Raw genomic sequence first — 19,987 nt, 5'->3', positions numbered from 1 at the left:
TTGACTTACGATAAACTTACGAGTATCGTTACCGGGCGAAGTACAAGTCGGCGGGAGGGGGTATGACGCCTAAACAGAGGAAGGTGCTGGAGTTTATCCTGGAGTTCCAGCAGCGGCAGGGGTACCAGCCGTCGCAGCAGGAAATCGCCAAGGGGTGCGGGTTCGAGTCGCTGGGGACGGTGCAGCATTACCTGCGGATCCTGGAGAGGGACGGGTACCTTTCGCGGCAGTGGAACGCTAAGCGGGGGCTGCGGCTGACGGTGGCGGAACAGGGAGAGGCAAATCCCCCCTGGCCCCCCTTCGCAAAGGGGGGGACGTCCGGGCCGCAATCTCGCGATGTGGCGGGGACGTTGGGGCACCGGGGGGCGTTATCGCCGGAGATCGAGATACTCCCAACCGCGGCGCAAACGGAGCTGCCGCTGATCGGGATCGTGGCGGCGGGGAGGCCGGTGGAGGCGTACCAGATGGCGGATGCCATCGAGGTGCCGTCGGCGATGGCGGGACCGGGGAACGTGGTGTACGAGGTCCGCGGCGATTCCATGGTGGAGATGGGGATCATGGACGGCGATTATGTGGCGGTCCACCCGCAGGCGGTGGCCGAGAACGGCCAGACGGTGATCGCGGAGGTGAACGGCTCGATCACCATCAAGACCTATTTCAGAAAGGGAGACGTGATCGAGCTCAGGCCCGCCAACGTGGCGATGCAGCCGATCATCGTCACCGAGGACGACGAGTTCCGGATTCGCGGAGTGCTGGTCGGCTCCATGAGGTTTTACCGCAAGTGGACAGGGAAATCCTCCATATAACCATTCCCGCCTTTCCCATCGCGCTCGCCCGTGTCGTTCATTCTCACCTGCGTGGCCGTCCGGTGGCGGTTGCCCCGCTCAACTCGGAACGCGCGCTTATCCAGTGTGCGTCGCAGGAGGCGGTCTCCGACGGCGTGCATCCCGGCACCTCCATCTTCCAGGCCCGCAAGACGTGTCCCTCGCTGATCGTCATCGCTCCCGACCCGCACCTGAGCGCCAAGGGAAGCCAGGGGCTCATGGAACTGTCGTCGGAATACACCCCGGTGGTGGAACCGGGGGCCGGACGGGTCTTCCTGGACGTCACCGCGTCGCGCAGGCTGTTCGGACCGGCGCGGGACGTGGCGGCCAGACTGGAGAAGTCGATCGCGTCGCGTCTGAGCCTGGAGGCGATGGCGGGGACCGGGATCAACAAGCTCGTCTCGCGGGTGGCGGCCGATGTCATGGAGGAGCCCGGAGTCTACGACGTCTTCCATGGGGCCGAACGCCACTTCCTCGCGCCCTTCCCGGTCTCGGTGCTTCCGGGGGTGGGCGAGTCGCGCCAGGCCTTGCTCTTTCGGGATCTTAACCTTCAGCGGGTGGAACAGGTGGCGTTGCTCTCCGTTCCGCAGCTTCGCCTGGCGGTGGGGCCTTTCGCCCCCCTTCTCCACGACCGCGCCTGCGGGATCGACCGGTCACCGGTGCAGCCCCCGCGCATGAGCACGGAGATCGTTGAAGAAGGGCTCCTCGACCAGGAGGAGAACGACGACGCGGTGCTCTTGTGCGAATTGCTGCGGCTGGTGGAGGGGTGCGGCGTCAGGCTGCGCCGGCTGGGGAAGGGGGCGAGAAAGATTTCCCTGTCGGTCATGTACGCGGACGGGGTGGCGGAGCAGGGTAAGAAGGTTCTCCCCGAGCCGGTTTCGCTGGACCTGCTCCTTCTGCACGAGGTGGAACGGCTCTTCTTCGCCACCTGCAGGAGGAGGCAACGGGTACGCGGGCTGAGGCTTACGTGCGACCAGGTGGGTGAGGATGTGGGGCAGATGGATCTCTTTGCGCCGGTCAGTCAGCACCGGCACACGAAGAAGCAGTCGGACTTGCAGAGTACGCTCGATGCGCTCAGGGAGAAGCATGGGAGTGAGGTGATACGGTGGGGGAAAGGGGTCGCCGCTCACAGGGAGAAGGTGACGCTGAGTGAGCAGTCAGCGGAGTGGGACCCGGATGCTAGCAAGTACATGACGCTTACCAAGCAATAAAGCACTCTTAGACTCTCAGGTTTTCAAAATGTTTATCCATCTCCATGTCCATTCTTCTCTTTCCCCCAACTGGGGGATCCATCCTCCGGAACGGCTCTGCGCGTCGGCGGCGGCGATGGGGTTTCCGGCCATCGCCATCACGGACCGTAACGGCCTCTACGGTGTGCCGCGCTTCGTGGATGCCGCTCGGGAGGCGGGGATCGTCCCGATCATCGGCACCGAGGCGGTCACCGCCGACAACCGGGCGGTGCTTCTGGCAAAGAACCAGGAAGGGTACGCGAACATATCCCGGCTCATCTCGGATCTGCACTGCCGGAAAGGGTTCGACCTCACGGCGGCTCTGGCCGAGTACCGGCAGGGGATCGTCGTCATCTCCGACGACGCACGGCTCATTTCCTCTCTGAAGAAGGTTTCCGCCAACGGCCTTTTCGTCGAGCTCTCACCCGGCCATGCACTCCACCGAGCGCTCTCGCTCGCCCGCGAGACGCGTCTGCCGCCGGTGGCCACCTCGCGGGCACTCCTCTTGCGCAAGGAAGACTTCCACCTGCACCGGGTGCTCCGCGCCATCGACCTCAACACCAAGCTCTCCCGGCTCGCTCCCGAGGAGACGGCCTGCGACTCCGATTACCTCTACCCGACCGCTCGGATCGCCGAATTCTTCCCCCATTGCCCGGAGGCGGTATCCAACTCTCTCAAAGTGGCCGACCTTTGCCGCTACGACTGGGATTTCTCCAGCACCATCTTCCCCGCCTTCCGTGACTTCGCCAACGGCACTGCATTCGACGAGCTCTCCCGCCGATCCCGCGAAGGGGCCCTCTGGCGCTACGGCGCCATCGACGACAAAGTGGAGGCCCGGCTGGCCAAGGAACTCTCCATCATCCACGACAAGGGGTTCGCCCACTATTTCCTGGTGGTGGAGGAGATCTCCAAGCAGTCGCAAAGGACCTGCGGCCGGGGGAGCGCCGCGGCCTCGCTGGTCGCCTACTGCCTCGGCATCACCCATGTCGATCCGATCAAGCACAACCTCTTCTTCGAGCGCTTCCTCAACGAGGGGAGAAGCGATCCCCCCGACATCGACATGGACTTCCCGTGGGACGAACGGGACGACATCCTCGACTTCGCCTTCGCCCGCTACGGGGCCAAGCGCGCGGCCATGGTCTCCAATCACGTAGGCTTCAAGGGGCGTTCGGCGCTGCGCGAGGTGGCCAAGGTCTACGGGCTCCCCGATTACGAGATCAAGGAGATGACGGAAAGGATCTCCACCTTCTGGAAGGCCGAACAGAGCGCCGCCGCCATTGGCGGTCATCCGCTCTTCAAGGACGAGAGGCTGTCGCAGGACTGGATCGAAATAATCGCCACCGCGCAGAGGTTGAGCGGCCAGCTTCGTCATCTCTCCCTGCACTGCGGCGGTCTGGTCATCGTCCCGGACGAGATCCGCAAGTACGTGCCGGTGGAGATCTCGCGCAAGGGGCTGCCGTTCATCCAGTGGGAGAAGGACCAGACCGAGGATGCCGGTCTCGTGAAGATCGACATCCTCGGCAACCGATCGCTCGCGGTGGTGCGCGACGCCATGGCCGCCGCCCAGGTTAATTACGGCATCGAGATCGATTACCCTTCCTGGCGCCCGCTCGACGACGAGAAGACCTGCGAGCTGCTGCGCTCCGGGCTCACCATCGGCTGCTTCTACCTGGAATCGCCTTCCATCCGGCTTCTGATGCGCAAGATATGGAGCCCCACCGCACCTGCCGCGACTTTCAACTACGACCTCTTCGAGGTGCTGGTGCAGGCCTCATCCATCATCCGCCCCGCCGCCAACAGCTTCATCCAGGAGTACGTGGCGAGGATGCAGGGGAAGGCCTGGGCGCACCTCCATCCCCTTTTGGAAAGCGTGCTCGGCGAGACGCTCGGGATCGCCATCTACCAGGAGCAGATCACCCAGATCGCCATGGAACTGGCCGGCTTCTCCGCCAGCGAAGGGGATCAGCTACGGAAGGTGATCACCAAGAAGCATCGGGAGAAGAAGCTCGCCGACTTCCGGGCCAAGTTCTTCTCCGGAGCGGCCGCCCGGGGTGTCGAGCCGCCGGTGCTCGAGGCAATCTGGGACCAGATCCTCTCCTTCTCGGGTTACTCGTTCTGCAAACCGCACTCGGCGAGCTACGCCCACTTGAGCGCCAAGGCCTCCTATCTGAAGGCCCACTTCCCGGCCGAATTCATGGCGGCGGTCATTTCCAACCAGGGTGGCTACTACTCGCCCTTCGCCTACCTCTCGGAAAGCAGACGCATGGGGATCACCGTCCTTCCTCCCGACATCAATGCGAGCGACCACCGCTATAGCGCCAGGGAGATGAACCTGCGGATCGGGCTGATGCAGGTCGACGGGCTCACCACCGGCTGCGTCGAGAAACTTTTGAAAGAGAGAGCCGAGCGGGGGGCATTCTCCTCGTTTGCCGATTTCCAGCGGCGGGTGGCGGCGGCGAGGAGCGATGTGGAGCGGCTGATCAAGGCGGGGTGTTTCGACTCGCTGGAGGGGATCGGGAGGCGGCCGGCGCTCATCTGGGAACTGTTGCACCACCAGCAGCAATCGACCGGTTTTCTCTTCGAGCAGAAGACGGAACTGCCGCGGGCGCAGGCTTACGACGAGAGGACGGTGCTGAGGCAGGAGGTGGAGACGCTCGGTTTCCTGGTATCCCGGCACCCGCTCACTCTCTACCGGGAACAGTGGCTGAAGCACCGGCCGATCAAGGGCGCCGATCTCATCCGCCATGCAGGCAGGTGGGTCACCATGGTCGGCTGGTGGATCACCACCAAGATGGTGGAGGACAAGCGCGGGCGTCCCATGGAGTTCGTCTCCTTCGAGGACGTCACCGCCATCTACGACGCGACCTTCTTCCCGGACGTCTACGCAAGGTTCTGCCGGAAACTCTCGCAGCGGCGGCCGTACCTGTTGAAAGGGATCGTCGAGGAAGAGTTCGGAGTCGCCACGCTGAGGGTGAAGTGGGTAGGTTTCCTGGATTGAGCTCAGGGCGGGAGGGGAGCCCTCTCACTATCCCTTGTCCCAGTACGGGAGGGTGGCCGAAGGCCTCCTGCTTCCCCTCGCCCTCCGGGAGAGGGTGGCCGAAGGCCGGGTGAGGGTAGATCTAGCACCTTCCCTCACCCATATCCCCTCTCCCGGAGGGCGAGGGGATATGGGCTCTCCCAAGTTCAGCGTGAATTGGCCCGCCAGCCGTGTTCCATCAGGAAACGCTGGGCGGGGGTGTATTTCATCGCGGCGGCGGCCCTGATGAGGGCTTGCCCCAGGAACTCGGTCTCCGGTTTCTCACCTAGGCGCGCACCCTGCCAATACAGGAACCTCGGGTCCTGCGCGTCGGTGCTCTTCATCGCCGCCTGCAAAAAGCCTTGGGCGGTGTCGAGACAACGGGGGACTCCCTGCCCTATCGCATAGAGACAGGCAAGCCGGATCTGGGACTTGAAGTGGCCGTACTCAGCGGCCCTGCGGTACCAGTAGGCGGCCTCGAAGGGGTTATGGTGCTCGGGATCGCGGTCGTAGATGTAGGCCAGGTAATACATGGCAGCCGTCTCGCCGTCGAAAACGACCTCGTAGAGCAGATCCAGGGCGCGCTCGATGTCCTTCTGGCAGTGCTGGCCGAAGATGAAGAGCTCGGCAAGCACAATGACACTGGGTGCATACCCTCCCTTCCACGCGCTCTCGAGAAGGTCGACGGCGCAGTGCACGTCGTGGGGGACGCCTGATCCCTGAAGGTGAAGCAGGCCCAGTTCGTGTTGTGCCCGCGCCTTTCCCCCCTTGGCGGCGGTGGCCAGGTAACTTGCCGCCTTCACCTCATCCCTCACCACTCCTTCACCCATCAAGTGCAGAAGCCCCAGGGCCTCCGCTCGTTCAGCCTCAAACTCCGATACGTCTGCCGAAGCCTTCTTGGACACCTTTTTTATGCGTAACTCCTTGGCTTTTTGCCTGAAGTCTATGATGTTATGCCTGGTAGCGTCTGTCATTTGAAACCCTCCGAAGCACAGAATGCCACCCTACTGTCAGTAAGGGTCGTGTCTCGAAAGGTTACAACTACTATGCCAGAGATCTAATAGGACCATCACGATCCCATAAGGCCGCAAAGAGACATGTAAAAGCCATTAGAGAGCGATTAGAGGCTGATTGGAGAGGCGAAAACGGGCGGGGAAAGGGGTGTCCCGATAAGCGTCACTTGTCCCGAAACGGGCCGAAAAGCGACAAAAGTTGAGCACAATTGCGGCTGGAGCTAGCATGGCGGCTGGAGCTAGCATGGCGGCTGGAGCTGGCAAGGCGGCGGGAGCTGGCAAGGCGGAGGGAACTGGCATGGCGGCTGGAGTGGGCAAGGCGGCCGAAGCTTCAGGCGGCCAGGACCTCCCGTACCTTCTTGAGCAACTCCTGCGGCGTGCTGGGCTTGGGAAGGAAGTTCCCCTTGGCGAAGGTCACCCCCTTCCGGGCCACATCGTCCGGCGTGTATCCGCTTGTGAAGAGGACCTTCGTCCGCGGGTTCTTCCTCGCGATGGCGGCGTAAGCGTCCTTGCCGTTCATCTTCGGCATGACCACGTCCATGATGACGAGATCGACGCTCTCCCGGTGCTCGAGAAAGCGGTTCACGGCATCCTCCCCGTCCACCGCCTCGATGACCCGGTAGCCGTTACTCGACAATACCTCCGAGGTCAGCCTGCGGACCTCCGGTGCGTCTTCGGCCACCAGCACCGTCTCACTCCCCGCGTAGCAGCCCGTATCGACCACATCCGCAACGGTCCTGCCCACATCCTTGCCCAGGATCGGCAGGTAGACGTCGAAGATGGTACCGACTCCCGGCTCGCTCGTCACATCGATGAACCCTTCATGCTGCTGGACGATGCCATACACGATGGCCATCCCGAGCCCGGTCCCCTTGCCGACCTCCTTGGTGGTGAAGAACGGCTCGAAGATGCGCGCCTTGGTGGCGGCGTCCATTCCGGCGCCGGTATCCGCCACCGAGAGCATCGCATAGCTTCCCGCCTTGCCCACGCCCCGTTTCCGGACCAGCTCCGGAGTCAGCTCGACCACCGAGGTGCTGATGCTGAGCCGGCCGGATCCGCTGATGGCGTCGCGCGCGTTGGCGACCAGGTTCATCAGGACCTGCTCGATCTGCCCCGGGTCGGCCATGATCTGCAGCCGCTGCCGGGAGAGGTCGATGTCCAGCTCGATCTCCGCGGTTATCAGGCGCCTTAAGAGCTTGTTGATGTTCTCGACCACGTGGTTGAGCTCTACCGCCCGGGGATCTTTGACCTGCTTCCGGCTAAAGGCGAGGAGCCCCTCGGTAAGGTGTGACGCCCGGTCGGCCGCGAGCTGCACCTGGTCGAGATACTTTGCCGCGGGATGGTCGGCGTCGACGGTGCCCTGGGAGAGGTTGGCGAAGCCGATGATGGCGGTGAGGAGGTTGTTGAAATCATGGGCGATCCCTCCCGCCAGCTGCCCCACGGCCTCCATCTTCTGGGAATGACGCAGTTGCTCCTCCATCCGCCGTTCCCGCTCGACGTACATGGCGTTGCGGATGCTCATGCCGATCACCGGGGCGATCCCCATCAGAAGGGTCATGTCACTTTGCACGAGGAGCCGTTTCGTCCTCACGTTGTCCACCGCCAGCACTCCGAGGGATTCCCCCTCGTAGACGATCGGACAGCAGATGAAGGACTGGGCCGCCATCATCTCGGTGAAGGCGGCGCTGCGGGCGGCGTGATGGGGGCCGACCTCGGCCAGGTCGTTGACCAGCACCGGTCGCTGCTCACGGAAGGTCCGGACGAGGACCCCATTGGAGTTCGGGTGGAGCTTGAAGGAAGTTTGCCGCAGGAGTTCGAGCTGGTCGCCGCGATAGCCAAACCCGGTCCGGAAGGTCAGCTCGGACGGCCCCTCGTCGGCCAGCAGGATCAGGCAGCGGTCATAGCGGAGGCGGTTTTCCAGCGCCATGATCACGCTCTCCAGTACCTCGTCGATGTCGCTCTGCCTGCTGATCGCCTGGCCGACCTCGTTGACCATGCGTGCATTGTTATAGTTGGACTCCACCTGCTCGACCAGGTGCTCCGACGATTCCCTCAACTCCAGCAGGGCCCCGGTCAGCTCCTTCCCTTCCAAAAGCTCCGCGGTATAGGAAGTGCCCAGGAACGCCATCACCAGCATCGACGAAAGCGCCGCCACCATCTGGGGGGAGACGAAGAGGGCCGAACCGGCCACCGCGAGCAGCAGCACGGGCGTCAGGCGGTTCCTCACGGTGCGGATGCGTACGTAGGAGGGCTTGTTCCAGGTCACGATGTACCGGCAGCAGTCCCCCCCCCTGAACAGGCACTCGGGGTGCTCGACCTTGGGCAGGCCGAAGTTGAAGACCAGCGGAACCGCCTCCAGGAAACCGAGCCGGTTTTCGCACTGGTAGGCCCGCTCCTGGACCCCCTTCACCGGCTGGGCGGTGATCTCGTAGGTGGTCTCCGCCAGGCGCTGCGACGTGTAGAGCGAGGAGCGGGTCAGCTTGGGGACCGACCGGGCGATGCCGTTGAAGACCACGGCGGGGCTGACCATGCCGAGGAAGCACTTGGCGCCCAGGCCGAGGCCGTCCAACGAGGCCGCGAAGCGCCCGCCTTCCCGGGAGATGTCGTGGCCGATCATCGTATTCATCTTCTCATGGAAGAGATCGACCTGGCGCTGGGTGAACCAGTGCCCCTCGTCGCTGACCTCGCCTGAGGTCATTCCGGCATAGCTCAACAGTTCTTCGACGTCGACGTGCCGGTATTTGCGCCTGATGAGCGTCACGAAGATGTTGATGATGCGGCTACTGTAAAGCTGCGGGCTGGCTGGCATTAAAGGGGCACTCCGTTGTATTGCGGGGGACGGCATCTTCTGGTGCCTGTCTCCTTTTCTATCGGAGCAAATGCCGCTCCCCTTTAATGGAAAGAGCAGCCGCCCGTCAACAGCCCCTCTCTCGAACCTTCCCTCACCCCGGCCCTCTCCCGGAGGGAGAGGGAGAGCCTGCTCGAGGGGAAATTGGGAGTGGTGAGGGTGGGGGGATCCCGGCGGAAGAGGGATCGCCGGGCGGAAAAAAGAAAAGCCCGGCGCCGTTGACGGGCCGGGCTTTTCAGTGGGGGGACGGAAGGGGTGCTGCTAGTCGACCGACTTCCTGAGGAAGGTCGGGATGTCGTACTGGTCCTCGTCGTCCATCAGGAAGGCGCTCCGCTGGGAGCGGATCTGGGTGTCGCGCTGGTGCTTCTCGCGGATGAAGGTCGGGATCTCGCGGTTGATCTCCTGCTGCTTCGCCATGGCGGAGACGTTCTTCAGCTCGTGACGCCCCTTCTCGAGGTCGAAACGGTCGCCGAAGCCGGTGGCGATGGCGGTGATCTTGATCGTCTCGCCGAGGCTTTCGTCGATGACCAGACCGATGATGATGTTGGCGTCCTCGTGGACCTTCTCGTGGATGATCTTGCTGGCGGCGTCGAACTCGTCCATGGTCATGGAGGCGGAGCCGGAGATGTTGACCAGCACGCCCTTGGCGCCGGAGATGTCGATGTCCTCGAGCAGCGGGCTGGAGATGGCGCGCACGGCGGCGTCGATGGCGCGGTTCTCGCCGTTGCCGAGGCCGATACCCATCATGGCCATGCCGCGCTCGCTCATGATCGACTTGACGTCGGCGAAGTCGACGTTGATCAGGCCGGACTGGGTGATCAGGTCGGAGATACCCTGGACCGCCTGACGGAGCACGTCGTCGGAAGGTTTGAAGGCGTCGAGGATCGACATGGACTTCCCGGCCAGGCCGAGCAGACGGTCGTTGGGGATGACGATCAGGGAGTCGACGTGCTTCTTGAGCTCCTTGATGCCGTCCTCACCCTTGGCCAGGCGCTGACGCCCCTCGCGGGTGAACGGCTTGGTCACCACGCCGACGGTCAGGGCACCCTGCTCGCGGGCCACCTCGGCGATGATCGGGGCGGCACCGGTACCGGTACCGCCGCCCATGCCGGCGGCGATGAAGATCATGTCGGCACCCTTGAGTGCCTCGGTAAGTTTTTCTTTGTCTTCGAGAGCGGCCTCACGGCCGACGTTCGGGTTGGCACCCGCGCCAAGCCCCTTGGTGAGCTGGGTCCCGATCTGGATTTTTACCGGCGCCTTGGACATCCTGAGGGCCTGGGCATCGGTGTTGGCCACGATGAAATCGACGCCGGCAATGCCGACCGCCATCATGGTGTTGACCGCGTTTCCGCCGGATCCGCCAACCCCGATTACCTTGATTTTCGCGCTTTGATCGATGCTCTCATCGAAGTGAAACATGTCCCCTCCCCCTCCTTTTTCGCGCCCCCCGGCCGAAGTTAAAATTAACCGCCTTTATACTACGTTTTGCTTTTCATTGGAAGCCGAAAATGCACTGAGAGATAACTTTTCGGCCTGCCATTTTCCGAATCATTCCGAGCCAGTGGCCGTATTGCGGGCCGTTAGAAGAACTCGCCAAACCAGTCCTTCATTCGCCTACTTACCCGCCTGAAGACGGTGTCGTCGCTTTGCTGGGGGGGGAATTCGTGGATCCCGACGTTCTTGCTGCCGTACACCACGAGCCCCACGCCGGTGGCATAGACCGGGGAGTTCACCACGTCCGTCAAACCGCCGATTTTCTGGGGGAGTCCGCGGCGGACCGGGAGATTGAAAATCTGCTCCGCGAGCTCCGGCATCCCCTCGAGGATGGTGGAGCCGCCGGTGATGACCACGCCCGAGGCGATCATGTCCTCGAGCCCGCTCTTGACGATCTCGCGGTTGACCAGGGTGAAGATCTCCTCGACGCGCGGCTCGAGGATCTCGCAGAGGAGCTGGCGGGAGAGGACCCGCGGCTTGCGGCCACCCACGCTCGGGACCTCGATGGTCTCGTCTTTACCGACCATGGAGGAGAGGCAGCAGCCGTACTTCTGCTTGATCCGCTCGGCCTCGGCCATCGGGGTACGCAGCCCCACTGCGATGTCGTTGGTCAGGTGGTTCCCCCCCAGGGAGAGCACCGAGGTGTGCTTGATGGCGCCGTCCACGAAGATGGCGATGTCGGTGGTGCCGCCGCCGATGTCGACCAGGGCCACGCCGAGCTCCTTCTCGTCAGCCGAGAGCACCGCCTCCGAGGAGGAGAGCTGTTCGAGGACGATGTCGGCGACCTCGAGGCCCGCCCGGTTGCAGGACTTCACGATGTTCTGGGCGCTCGCCACCGCGCCGGTGACGATGTGGACCTTGGCCTCCAGCCGGACCCCGCTCATCCCCAGCGGCTCGCGGATGCCATCCTGGTCGTCGATGATGAATTCCTGGGGGAGGATGTGGATGACCTCGCGGTCCATCGGGATGGCGATCGCCTTGGCGGCCTCGATCACCCGTTTCACGTCCTCGGGGGAGACTTCGCGGTTCTTGATGGCGATGACACCCTGGGAGTTGAAGCCCTTGATGTGCCCTCCCGCGATGCCGGCGTAGACCGACTTGATCTCGCATCCGGCCATCAACTCGGCCTCCTCGACCGCCTTCTTGATGGCCGACACCGTGCTCTCGATGTTGATGACCACCCCTTTGCGGAGCCCCTTGGAGGGGCTCGTGCCGATGCCGACGATGTCGAGACCGTCTTCGGTCAGGTTGCCCACGATGGCGCAAATCTTGGTGGTGCCGATGTCGAGTCCTACGATCAGGTTGTCTCTTCTGCCGGACATAACTCCCCCCTATACCTTTTTAACTATTATTTTGTCTGTGTAATCCAGATCGATGTAGTCGAGCGCCTGCATCTGGGGCTTGAGGTTCGCGTAGATGGTGGAGAAGCGGGCCAGCTTCTCGTCGAAATCCCCCTTGCCCAGCTTGATGGGAATCCCCCCGGCCATGGTGAAGAGGGTGAACCCGTACCCCTTGTCGTAGTGGATCTCGGAAACGTCCTCCATCCCGAAGCCTTTCCCTTTTCTCAGGGTGTCGACCAGCTGCAGGGCGCTCACGAACGCCTCGTGGCTTCCGGAGGGATCCTTCTCGAGATCCTCCTCGGCGACGCCGGTGATCAGCGGGTAGTCGAGCCGGTCCCCCTCCACCAGCGGCTTGAAGAGGTTACCCTTGGCGTCGAGGTAATAGAGGCAGCCGACATTGGCCACCGCCGCGGCGGAACGCTCGGTGAGCGCGATGGAGATGGTGTGGGGGAAGAAGCGGCGGACCTGGACCTTCTCGATCCACGGGTTCTTGGAGAGTTGCTCCACGACCCGCTTGAGCCTGACGGCGAGCATGGAATCTCCCGGCTTGATCCCGGCCATGGCGATGACTTCGTCGCGGGAGAGCTTCTTGGTCGGCGATACCTCGATGGTTTCCAGCCGGAAAAGGGTGACGGCCGAGACATTCCGGTAGGCTTTCACCCCACCGAAACCGAGAGCGGCGCAGATGACCACCCCCCCGATCCCCCTGGCGAGCCAGGTGACGATCGGGCGCCAGTTGATCGGCTTGCGCTGCTTGGGCGCCTTCTTCACCCGGTTGTGGGCTACCTGGCGCGGTTTTTTTGTATGCAGATCACGCATCCGGACACCGTTTCTAGGTTAACGATCAATACAGTTCAATGACTTCATTCAAAGCGGCTCGCGCCGCATAAAACCCAATCCGGTTGTTGGGGACTGGCTCCGCCTGGTGCCTGCCCCCTTTCGATCAGGGGACGAGAGGAGGATCGGCCTTCGGCTTTCGCCTCCCAGGGGGACAGGCACCTTCGGAGCCGGTCCCCTTCCCCTACATCCCGTGACCATCCCGCTTTATCCCCAGGAAGTGGGACCGACGCCGATCGGCCCCCGGGCCGACCCCCTCGGCCCTGCCTCCCTGGGGAGGCGGAAGGAGAAGCAAGGGGTTAGATTTTCAGCGAGGCCGACAGGACGATCCTCTCGACCAACTGCTGAAAACTGATACCGGCCCCGCCGGCTATTTCCGGCAACAGGCTCAGGTCGGTCATCCCCGGCAGGGTGTTGACCTCGAGGATGTAACAGTCGCCGCTCTCGGTGACCAGGAAGTCGACCCTGCTGTAGCAGTCGCAGGCGAGGCAGGCATGGGCCTTCTCTCCGGCCCTCAGCACCTTCTCGTAGGTCGCCTCCGGCAGCCGGGCGGGGAGGATGTGCTCGGCCATCCCGGCGGTGTACTTGGCCTCGAAATCGTAGAACTCCCGCTTGGGAACGATCTCGATGGCACCGAGCGCCCGGCCGTCGAGGATCCCGACCTGGACCTCGCGCCCGTCGATGAACTTCTCGACCAGGATCTCGGCGTCGTACTTGAAAGCCTCCTCGAGGGCGGCCGCCATCTGGGAGAACTCCTTCACGATGCTTACCCCGACCGAGGAACCTTCCTGGGAGGGCTTCACCACCACCGGCAGCGGGAAGGTGAGGTTGAGCGGCTCGCCCCGTCTGAGCACCTGGTACGGTGCGACGGAAAGCCCGGCGGCGGAGAAGACGGTCTTGGAGAAGATCTTGTTGATGGCGAGGGCACTGGCCAGGACGCCGGAACCGGTGTAGGGAATCCCCATCAGCTCGAGGAGCCCCTGGACGGAGCCGTCCTCGCCGAAACGGCCGTGGAGGGCGATGAAGGCGATCTCGATCCCCTCGGCGGCCACCCGGCCCGCCAGGTCACGGCCGACGTCGATGCCGACCGCACGGTACCCGAGGGAGGTAAGCGCCCGGAGCACCGCCTGCCCGCTGCTCAGCGACACTTCGCGCTCGGCGGAAAGCCCACCCATCAATACACCGATCTTCTTATGCTTCATATCCTCGACGGTCATCCTCAGGCCCTTCCCCCTTTCTCGATCATTGCATCCCCGCAAGGGAACCTATCCTTCCCCGATGATCCTTACTTCCTCTTCCAACTCCACCCCCGAGTGCTCCCTGACCCTCACCTTCACGAGGGCGGCCAGGGCCAGCAGGTCGGCAGCCTTGGCGCCGCCGCGGTTGACGAGGAAGTTGGTGTGAACCTCGGAGACCTGGGCCCCTCCCACCGTGGTACCTCTGAGACCCGCCTGCTCGATCAGTCGCCAGGCCTGGGTCCCCGGGGGATTCTTGAAGAAGGAACCGGCACTCGGGAAGCCGACCCGCTGCGACTTGCCGCGGATGTGGAGGTAGGAGGACATGGTCTCCTCGATCACCCTCCGTTCGGCCGGCTCCATCCTGAGCTTGGCGCCCACCACGATCTCCCCCGGTTCCAGCTTCAGGAAGCGGTAGCCGAATTCCAGCTCCCCCACCTTCCGTACCTTGAGCTCCCCCGCGAGGAGCGTGGTCAGCGTCTCCACCCGCTGCAGGGTCTCCCACCCGTGCGCCCCGGCGTTCATCGCGACGGCCCCGCCGAAGGTACCGGGGATGCCGCAGAGGAACTCCACCCCGGAGAGGCAGTGCTCGGCGGCGACCCGGCAGAGCATCGCGTTGGAGACTCCGGCCTCCACCTCGAGCCGCGCTCCCGGCATCGGTTTCACCGCGTCGAGCGCCTTGAGAGAGATCACGCAGCCCCTGAGGCCGCCGTCGCGGACCAGCAGGTTGAAACCGGCACCCACCAACGTGTAGGGGATGGACGCCTCTTCCATCTTGGCGACCGCCCACCTGAGGTCGGGAAGATCGGCCGGCTCGATGTAGAGATCGGCAGGGCCACCGACCTTGAGCCCGGTGTGCTGGGCCATCGGCTCGTCCCAGCGGACCTCGCCGCGGAGCTCGGCCGCGATGGCTTTGAGCTGTTCGCGGAGCACGCGGCTTACCCCTCGGCGCCGCCGGAGAGCCGCTTCAGCATGGTCTCCCCTACCTGCCAGACGTTACCGGCGCCCAGGGTCAGCAGGATGTCGCCCGGCTGGAGCATCTGCTCCAGGTGGTCGCAGAGCTGGTCGCGGTCGGAGATCCAGGAGACCTCGCGGTGGCCGTGGCGGCGGATCCTTCCGGCCAGGTTCTCGGCGGTGACCCCCTCGATCGGCGCCTCGCCGGCCGGGTAGATGTCGGTCAGGATCAGCACGTCGGCGTCGTGGAAGGCCTTCACGAACTCCTCGAAGAGCTCCTTGGTCCTCGTGTAACGGTGCGGCTGGAAGACGACCACCAGCCGGCGCTCGCTCCATCCCGACTTGGCGGCGGCCAGGGTGGCGCGGATCTCGGTCGGGTGGTGGCCGTAGTCGTCCACCACCATGATGCCGTTGGCCTCCCCCTTCAGGTGGAAGCGGCGTCCGACGCCGCCGAAGGCCGCGAACCCTTCGCGGATCACCTCGAAGGGGATGTCGAGCTCGCGGGCGACCGCGATGGAGGCCAGCGCGTTCAGGACGTTGTGGGCCCCCGGCATGTGGAAGGTGATCTCGCCGAGCCGCACACCTTTGTGGTGGGCGACGAAGCTCGTGGTGAAGCCGGAGAGCTTGATGTCGGTGGCGCGGTAATCGGCCTGGGCCGACAGCCCGTAGCTCGTGAAACGCTTCTTGACCCGCGGGAGGATGTCCGCCACGTTGCCGTTGTCCAGGCAGAGGACGGCCAGGCCGTAGAAGGGGATCTTGTTGATGAACTCGACGAAGGTGTCCTTGATCTCGTCGATCCCGCTGTAGAAGTCGAGGTGGTCGGCGTCGATGTTGGTCACGACGGCGATGGTCGGGGAGAGAAGGAGGAAGGAGCCGTCCGACTCGTCCGCCTCGGCGACCAGGAACTGCCCCTGCCCGAGCCTGGCGTTGGTACCCAGCGAGTTGAGCCGGCCGCCGATCACCATGGTCGGGTCGATCCCCCCCTTGGAGAGGAGGGTGGCCACCATGGAGGTGGTGGTGGTCTTACCGTGGGTGCCGGCCACCGCTATGCCGTACTTCATCCGCATCAACTCGGCCAGCATCTCGGCGCGGGGGATGACCGGGATCAGCTTCTCGTGGGCCTCGATCACCTCAGGGTTGTCTTCATGCACGGCACTGGAGATGACCACCACGTCGACGTTGGCGACGTTTTCGCGGGCGTGCCCGTAGAAGATCTCGCCCCCCAGCCCGGCCAGGCGCTCGGTGATCTCGGAGGAGCGGAGGTCGGAACCGGAGACCTTGTAGCCGAGGTTCAAAAGCACCTCCGCGATGCCGCTCATCCCGATCCCGCCGATCCCTACAAAATGTATTTTTTCGATTTTTCCGTACACGGAACGTCCTTTCGTTTTGCGTCGTCGGGGGTCTGGCTCCGCCAGGTGCCTGACCCCTTGTCTTTTTTCCGCAGCGCCGAGGTCCCCACCTTTGCGAAGGGGGGACAGGGGGGATTTCACCAACTTTCACCGGCTCATTTACGCTGCCGGCCTGGAAGCTCGGTCCACCTTTCCCCGCCCTCTCACCCCCTCCCTCCGGAAGCGGGAAGAGGGTTACTTCATCCGCTTGGCCAGGTTCACCTTCTCCATCATGGCGGCCACGATGGCCTGGGCGGCGTCCAACTGGGCGAGCGAGCGGGCGTTACGCTCCACCTCGGCGAGCCCTTCCGGGTTCTCCAGGTGGGAGACGATCTCCTTGGCCAGCAGCTCGCCGGAGAGGTCTTCCTCCAGGATCATGAAGCCGGCGCCCCGGTTGATGAGCGACTCGGCATTCTTTCTCTGGTGGTCGTCCGCCGCGTAGGGGAACGGAATGAAGATGCAGGCCTTGCCGCAGGCGGTGACCTCGGCGATGGTGGTCGCCCCGGCCCGGCAGATAACCAGGTCCGCGGCGCCGTAGGCGGCCGACATGTCGTCGATGAAGGGAAGCACCTCGGCCTGGAACCCGGCCGCCTGATACCCCGCCCGCACCTCCTCGACATCCTTTTGCCCGGTCTGGTGGACGATCTTCAGCCGGTCCTTCACCCCCGCCAGAAACGGCAGCGCCTCGATGAGGGTCGTGTTGATCCGGTGCGCCCCGGCGCTCCCGCCGAAGACCAGCAGGCTGAAACCGTTCCCCTCGGTCGGGATCCGCTCGTGGAAGCTCCAGAGGATCTCCTTGCGGATCGGGTTGCCGGTCAAAAGCGTGCTCCCCTCGGGGAAGAAGGCCGCCGATTCCGGCATCGAGATGTAGATGCCGTCGGCGATCCTTCCGAGCACCTTGTTGGTGATACCCGGGAAGGCGTTTTGCTCGTGGATGAACCGGGGGATCCCCATGCCGCGGGCGGCCAACACGAGCGGAGCCGAGGCGTAGCCGCCGACGCCCAGCACCAGGTCCGGGCGGAACTCCTTCAGGATCTTGCGCGACTGCGCGTACCCGTAGAGAAGCCTTCCCGCGCTCAGGAGTTTCCTGGTGGTCCCGAGCCCCTTCATCCCGCTGGCGCTGATGGTGGCGAGCTTGTATCCCAGCTTGGGAAGCATGCGCGCCTCGATGCCGTGGCTGGTCCCCACGAAGAGGACCTCGTTCTCCGGCGCCCGGGCCAAGAACTCCTCGGCCACCGCGATCCCCGGGAACAGGTGCCCGCCGGTCCCACCTCCCGCTACGATCAGTCTCATGCCTGCCCCCTCATGCTGGTCGATACGTTAAGGAGGACGCCGATCGCGCAGAGCGAGATGATCAGCGAGCTGCCGCCGTAGCTTAAGAAGGGAAGCGCCAGACCCTTGGTCGGGAGCATCCCGGTGACCACCGCCATGTTGATGAACGCCTCCAGCCCGATCAGGATGGCGATCCCGAAGGCCAGGAAGCGTCCGAAGTTGTCCTCGGCCGCGATGGCGACCCGGATCGAGCGCTGTACCAGCAACAGAAACATCGAGGCGATGACGATCACCCCGATGAATCCCAGTTCCTCGCCGCAGACCGAGAGGATGAAGTCCGTGTGCGCCTCGGGAAGGTAGAAAAGCTTCTGCTTCCCTTCCCCGAGCCCCTGCCCGAAGATCCCCCCGGTCCCCAAAGCGAGCCAGGACTGGATGATCTGGAAACCCGTGTCGGTCGGGTCGTTCCAGGGATTCATGAAGGCGGTGATCCTCCGCATGCGGTAGGCCTCGGTGAAGACCAGGTAGCAGATACCCGGAAGGGCGACGAGCCCCATCCCGAGGATGTACTGGAGACGGGTGCCGGCGGCGAAGAGCATCACGATGGCCACCGTCGCCATGGTCATGGCGGCCCCCATGTCGTGCTGCTTCAAAAGGACCGCGATGAAGATCCCCAGGATCAAGAGGTACGGGAAGAACCCGGAGGCGAACTGGCGGAGCTTCTCCTGCCGCTTGTCGAGCGAGTAGGCCATGTAGATGATGAGCGCCACCTTGGCGAGCTCGGAGGGCTGGAAGTTGAAGCCCGGGAGCCTGATCCAGCGCGAAGCCCCCTTGGCCGCGCCGCCGATGCCGGGAACGAAGACCAAGAGGAGCAGGAAGAAACAGCCCAAGAAAAGCGGCACCGCCCACTTCTTCCAGACGTGGTAGTCGATGTGCATGATGACGCCCATGGCGGTGAAACCGACCACGGCGTAGATGGACTGGCGCTTTAAGAAGTAGAAGCCGTCGTGGTACTTCTTGGCCGCCATCACCGAGGAGGCGGAGTAGACCATGACGACCCCGAAGCAGGTGAGGATCACCACCATCATCAGCACAATGATGTCGTAACCCTCAAGACGCTTCACGCATCCTCCTTGGGTGCCAGGGCGCGGACCGCGGCCTTGAAGCAGTTGGCGCGCTCCAGGTAGTCCTTGAACATGTCGAAGCTCGAGCAGGCTGGGGAGAAGAGGACCACGCCGCCGGGCTTGGTGAGCCTGTGGGAGAGCTCGACCGCCTCTTCGAGGGTGGCGGCGAAACGGGTGTCGGTCAGGGAGCCGAGCGCCTCGTTCATCCTTTCCTTGGCTTCCCCGATCAGGATCAGGTGGCTTACCCGGGCCTGGACCAGCGGGGCGAGCGGCTCGTAGGAGCCACCCTTGTCCTTGCCGCCGGCGATCAGGGTGATGCCGGATTCGAAGCTCTCGAGCGACTTCACCACGCTCCCGACGTTGGTCCCCTTGCTGTCCTCGTAGTAGCCGACGCCGTTCACGGTGGTAACGAGCTCCATCCGGTGCGGGAGCCCCTTGAAGGACTTGACCGCCTGGTAGGCGCAGTCGCCGTCGCAGCGCATGAGGAGCGTGGCGGCGAGGCTCGCCATGATGTTGTCGAGGTTGTGGACCCCTTTAAGCAGGAAGCCTTCGGTGCCGAAGGAGAGCGACTTGCCGTTGTGGTTGAAGGTGATGAAGCCGTCGCGGCAGCTGATCCCTTCTTCCAGCTCCTGCCGGCGGCTCATCGGGAAGATGCGGGCCTTGAGCTTTTCGGCGCAGGCGGCCACCAGCGGATCGTCGATGTTGAGGACCGCGTAATCGCTCTCGGTCTGGTTCTCGAAGATGCGAAGCTTCGCGTCGATGTACTCCTGGTAGCTGTGGTAGCGGTCCAGGTGGTCCTCGGTGATGTTGAGGAGCACGGCCACGTCGGGGCGGAAGCTCTCGATCCCCTCCAGCTGGAAGGAGGAAAGCTCGACCACCACCCGCTCCACCTCGCGGCCGCTGGTGACGAGGTCAATCAGGGGGTCGCCGATGTTGCCCCCCACGTAGGTCTCGAAGCCGCAGGCGCGGAAGATCTCGCCGGTCAGGGTGGTCGTGGTGGTCTTGCCGTTGGTGCCGGTGATGGCGACCATGGGGGCCTTGATGAACCAGGAGGCGAGCTCCACCTCGCTCACCACCCGCCGTTTCTGCGAGCGGGCCATCTGGAGGGGCTTGATATCCATGGGGACGCCGGGGCTCACCACGATCAGGTCGGCCATCAGGAAGGAGTGCGGGACGTGGCGGCCGAGCTCCAGGTTGAGCTCCAGGTCCTCCAGTTCCGCCAGCACGTCGGCCAGCGCATCGTAGTCGCGCATGTCGGTCACCGTGACCCGCGCCCCCTGTTCGGCCAGGAAACGGGTGACGGAGACGCCGGTGCGCGCGAGGCCTACTACCAGAATGTTTTTACCTGCGAGTTCCATCGTTGCCTTTCTTGCTGCTTTGCGGATTCTTAAACGCGACCCGCCATGATACCCGAAA

14 protein-coding genes are annotated in these 19,987 nt (G+C 63.9%); 3 read left to right on the top strand and 11 right to left on the bottom strand.

The window, feature by feature from the left end; genetic code table 11:
* The first annotated feature begins 62 nt into the window (after positions 1 to 62).
* From lexA to ACYVL5_RS15450, 3 genes are read left to right on the top strand one after another with little or no spacing between them, the layout of a single operon-like run.
* Positions 63 to 806: a LexA family protein gene (gene lexA / locus ACYVL5_RS15460; protein WP_460596476.1), complete on the top strand. Its 744-nt coding sequence runs from the start codon at positions 63 to 65 to the stop codon at positions 804 to 806.
* Entirely contained in the window at positions 782 to 2,035 is a 1,254-nt protein-coding gene (locus ACYVL5_RS15455) for a DNA polymerase Y family protein (RefSeq protein WP_460596475.1), read from the top strand. The genes lexA and ACYVL5_RS15455 overlap by 25 nt, the downstream gene beginning before the upstream one ends.
* 28 nt (positions 2,036 to 2,063) lie before the next feature.
* Positions 2,064 to 5,051 (top strand): DNA polymerase III subunit alpha, encoded by a 2,988-nt coding sequence (locus ACYVL5_RS15450; RefSeq protein ID WP_460596474.1) that lies wholly within the window; start codon positions 2,064 to 2,066, stop codon positions 5,049 to 5,051.
* Positions 5,052 to 5,236: 185 nt separating this feature from the next.
* On the opposite strand, the gene ACYVL5_RS15445 is transcribed toward ACYVL5_RS15450, so the two are convergent.
* From ACYVL5_RS15445 to murD, 11 genes are all read right to left on the bottom strand, one after another.
* The gene (locus tag ACYVL5_RS15445) at positions 5,237 to 6,043 is read right to left on the bottom strand and encodes a tetratricopeptide repeat protein (RefSeq protein ID WP_460596473.1); all 807 of its coding nucleotides are present in this window, start codon (positions 6,041 to 6,043) and stop codon (positions 5,237 to 5,239) included.
* A gap of 370 nt (positions 6,044 to 6,413) precedes the next feature.
* On the bottom strand, positions 6,414 to 8,891 hold the full coding sequence (locus tag ACYVL5_RS15440) for a hybrid sensor histidine kinase/response regulator (RefSeq protein WP_460596472.1): 2,478 nt from the start codon (positions 8,889 to 8,891) through the stop codon (positions 6,414 to 6,416).
* Positions 8,892 to 9,191: 300 nt separating this feature from the next.
* A complete protein-coding gene (ftsZ, locus tag ACYVL5_RS15435; RefSeq protein WP_460596471.1) occupies positions 9,192 to 10,349 on the bottom strand; it encodes a cell division protein FtsZ in 1,158 nt (385 codons plus the stop codon).
* Positions 10,350 to 10,510: 161 nt separating this feature from the next.
* Entirely contained in the window at positions 10,511 to 11,746 is a 1,236-nt protein-coding gene (ftsA, locus tag ACYVL5_RS15430; RefSeq protein WP_460596470.1) for a cell division protein FtsA, read from the bottom strand.
* Between the two features lie 9 nt (positions 11,747 to 11,755).
* The gene (locus ACYVL5_RS15425; RefSeq protein WP_460596469.1) at positions 11,756 to 12,583 is read right to left on the bottom strand and encodes a cell division protein FtsQ/DivIB; all 828 of its coding nucleotides are present in this window, start codon (positions 12,581 to 12,583) and stop codon (positions 11,756 to 11,758) included.
* Between the two features lie 317 nt (positions 12,584 to 12,900).
* Positions 12,901 to 13,818, bottom strand: coding sequence for a D-alanine--D-alanine ligase (locus ACYVL5_RS15420; RefSeq protein WP_460596468.1), 918 nt, complete (start codon positions 13,816 to 13,818; stop codon positions 12,901 to 12,903).
* 48 nt (positions 13,819 to 13,866) lie between these two features.
* Positions 13,867 to 14,769 (bottom strand): UDP-N-acetylmuramate dehydrogenase, encoded by a 903-nt coding sequence (gene murB / locus ACYVL5_RS15415; protein WP_460596467.1) that lies wholly within the window; start codon positions 14,767 to 14,769, stop codon positions 13,867 to 13,869.
* Between the two features lie 5 nt (positions 14,770 to 14,774).
* Positions 14,775 to 16,160: a UDP-N-acetylmuramate--L-alanine ligase gene (murC, locus tag ACYVL5_RS15410; protein WP_460596466.1), complete on the bottom strand. Its 1,386-nt coding sequence runs from the start codon at positions 16,158 to 16,160 to the stop codon at positions 14,775 to 14,777.
* 213 nt (positions 16,161 to 16,373) lie between these two features.
* Positions 16,374 to 17,471 carry a UDP-N-acetylglucosamine--N-acetylmuramyl-(pentapeptide) pyrophosphoryl-undecaprenol N-acetylglucosamine transferase gene (gene murG, locus ACYVL5_RS15405; RefSeq protein WP_460596465.1) on the bottom strand — a complete coding sequence of 366 codons (1,098 nt, stop codon included), beginning with the start codon at positions 17,469 to 17,471 and terminating at the stop codon, positions 16,374 to 16,376.
* A complete protein-coding gene (gene ftsW / locus ACYVL5_RS15400) occupies positions 17,468 to 18,535 on the bottom strand; it encodes a putative lipid II flippase FtsW (protein ID WP_460596511.1) in 1,068 nt (355 codons plus the stop codon). The genes murG and ftsW overlap by 4 nt, the downstream gene beginning before the upstream one ends.
* A gap of 32 nt (positions 18,536 to 18,567) precedes the next feature.
* Positions 18,568 to 19,929, bottom strand: coding sequence for a Mur ligase family protein (murD, locus tag ACYVL5_RS15395; RefSeq protein ID WP_460596464.1), 1,362 nt, complete (start codon positions 19,927 to 19,929; stop codon positions 18,568 to 18,570).
* Positions 19,930 to 19,987 lie beyond the last annotated feature (58 nt).

Source organism: Geomonas sp. Red276 (assembly GCF_054784495.1).
This window is presented reverse-complemented; position numbering and strand designations above follow the sequence as displayed.

Bases quoted from the DNA above. Each gene is read 5' to 3' on its own strand.
- lexA (WP_460596476.1), top strand. From the start codon at position 63: ATGACGCCTAAACAGAGGAAGGTGCTGGAGTTTATCCTGGAGTTCCAG.
- ACYVL5_RS15450 (WP_460596474.1), top strand. From the start codon at position 2,064: ATGTTTATCCATCTCCATGTCCATTCTTCTCTTTCCCCCAACTGGGGG.
- ACYVL5_RS15445 (WP_460596473.1), bottom strand. From the start codon at position 6,043: ATGACAGACGCTACCAGGCATAACATCATAGACTTCAGGCAAAAAGCC.
- ACYVL5_RS15440 (WP_460596472.1), bottom strand. From the start codon at position 8,891: ATGCCAGCCAGCCCGCAGCTTTACAGTAGCCGCATCATCAACATCTTC.
- ftsZ (WP_460596471.1), bottom strand. From the start codon at position 10,349: ATGTTTCACTTCGATGAGAGCATCGATCAAAGCGCGAAAATCAAGGTA.
- ftsA (WP_460596470.1), bottom strand. From the start codon at position 11,746: ATGTCCGGCAGAAGAGACAACCTGATCGTAGGACTCGACATCGGCACC.
- ACYVL5_RS15425 (WP_460596469.1), bottom strand. From the start codon at position 12,583: ATGCGTGATCTGCATACAAAAAAACCGCGCCAGGTAGCCCACAACCGG.
- ACYVL5_RS15420 (WP_460596468.1), bottom strand. From the start codon at position 13,818: ATGACCGTCGAGGATATGAAGCATAAGAAGATCGGTGTATTGATGGGT.
- murG (WP_460596465.1), bottom strand. From the start codon at position 17,471: ATGAGACTGATCGTAGCGGGAGGTGGGACCGGCGGGCACCTGTTCCCG.
- ftsW (WP_460596511.1), bottom strand. From the start codon at position 18,535: ATGATGGTGGTGATCCTCACCTGCTTCGGGGTCGTCATGGTCTACTCC.
- murD (WP_460596464.1), bottom strand. From the start codon at position 19,929: ATGGAACTCGCAGGTAAAAACATTCTGGTAGTAGGCCTCGCGCGCACC.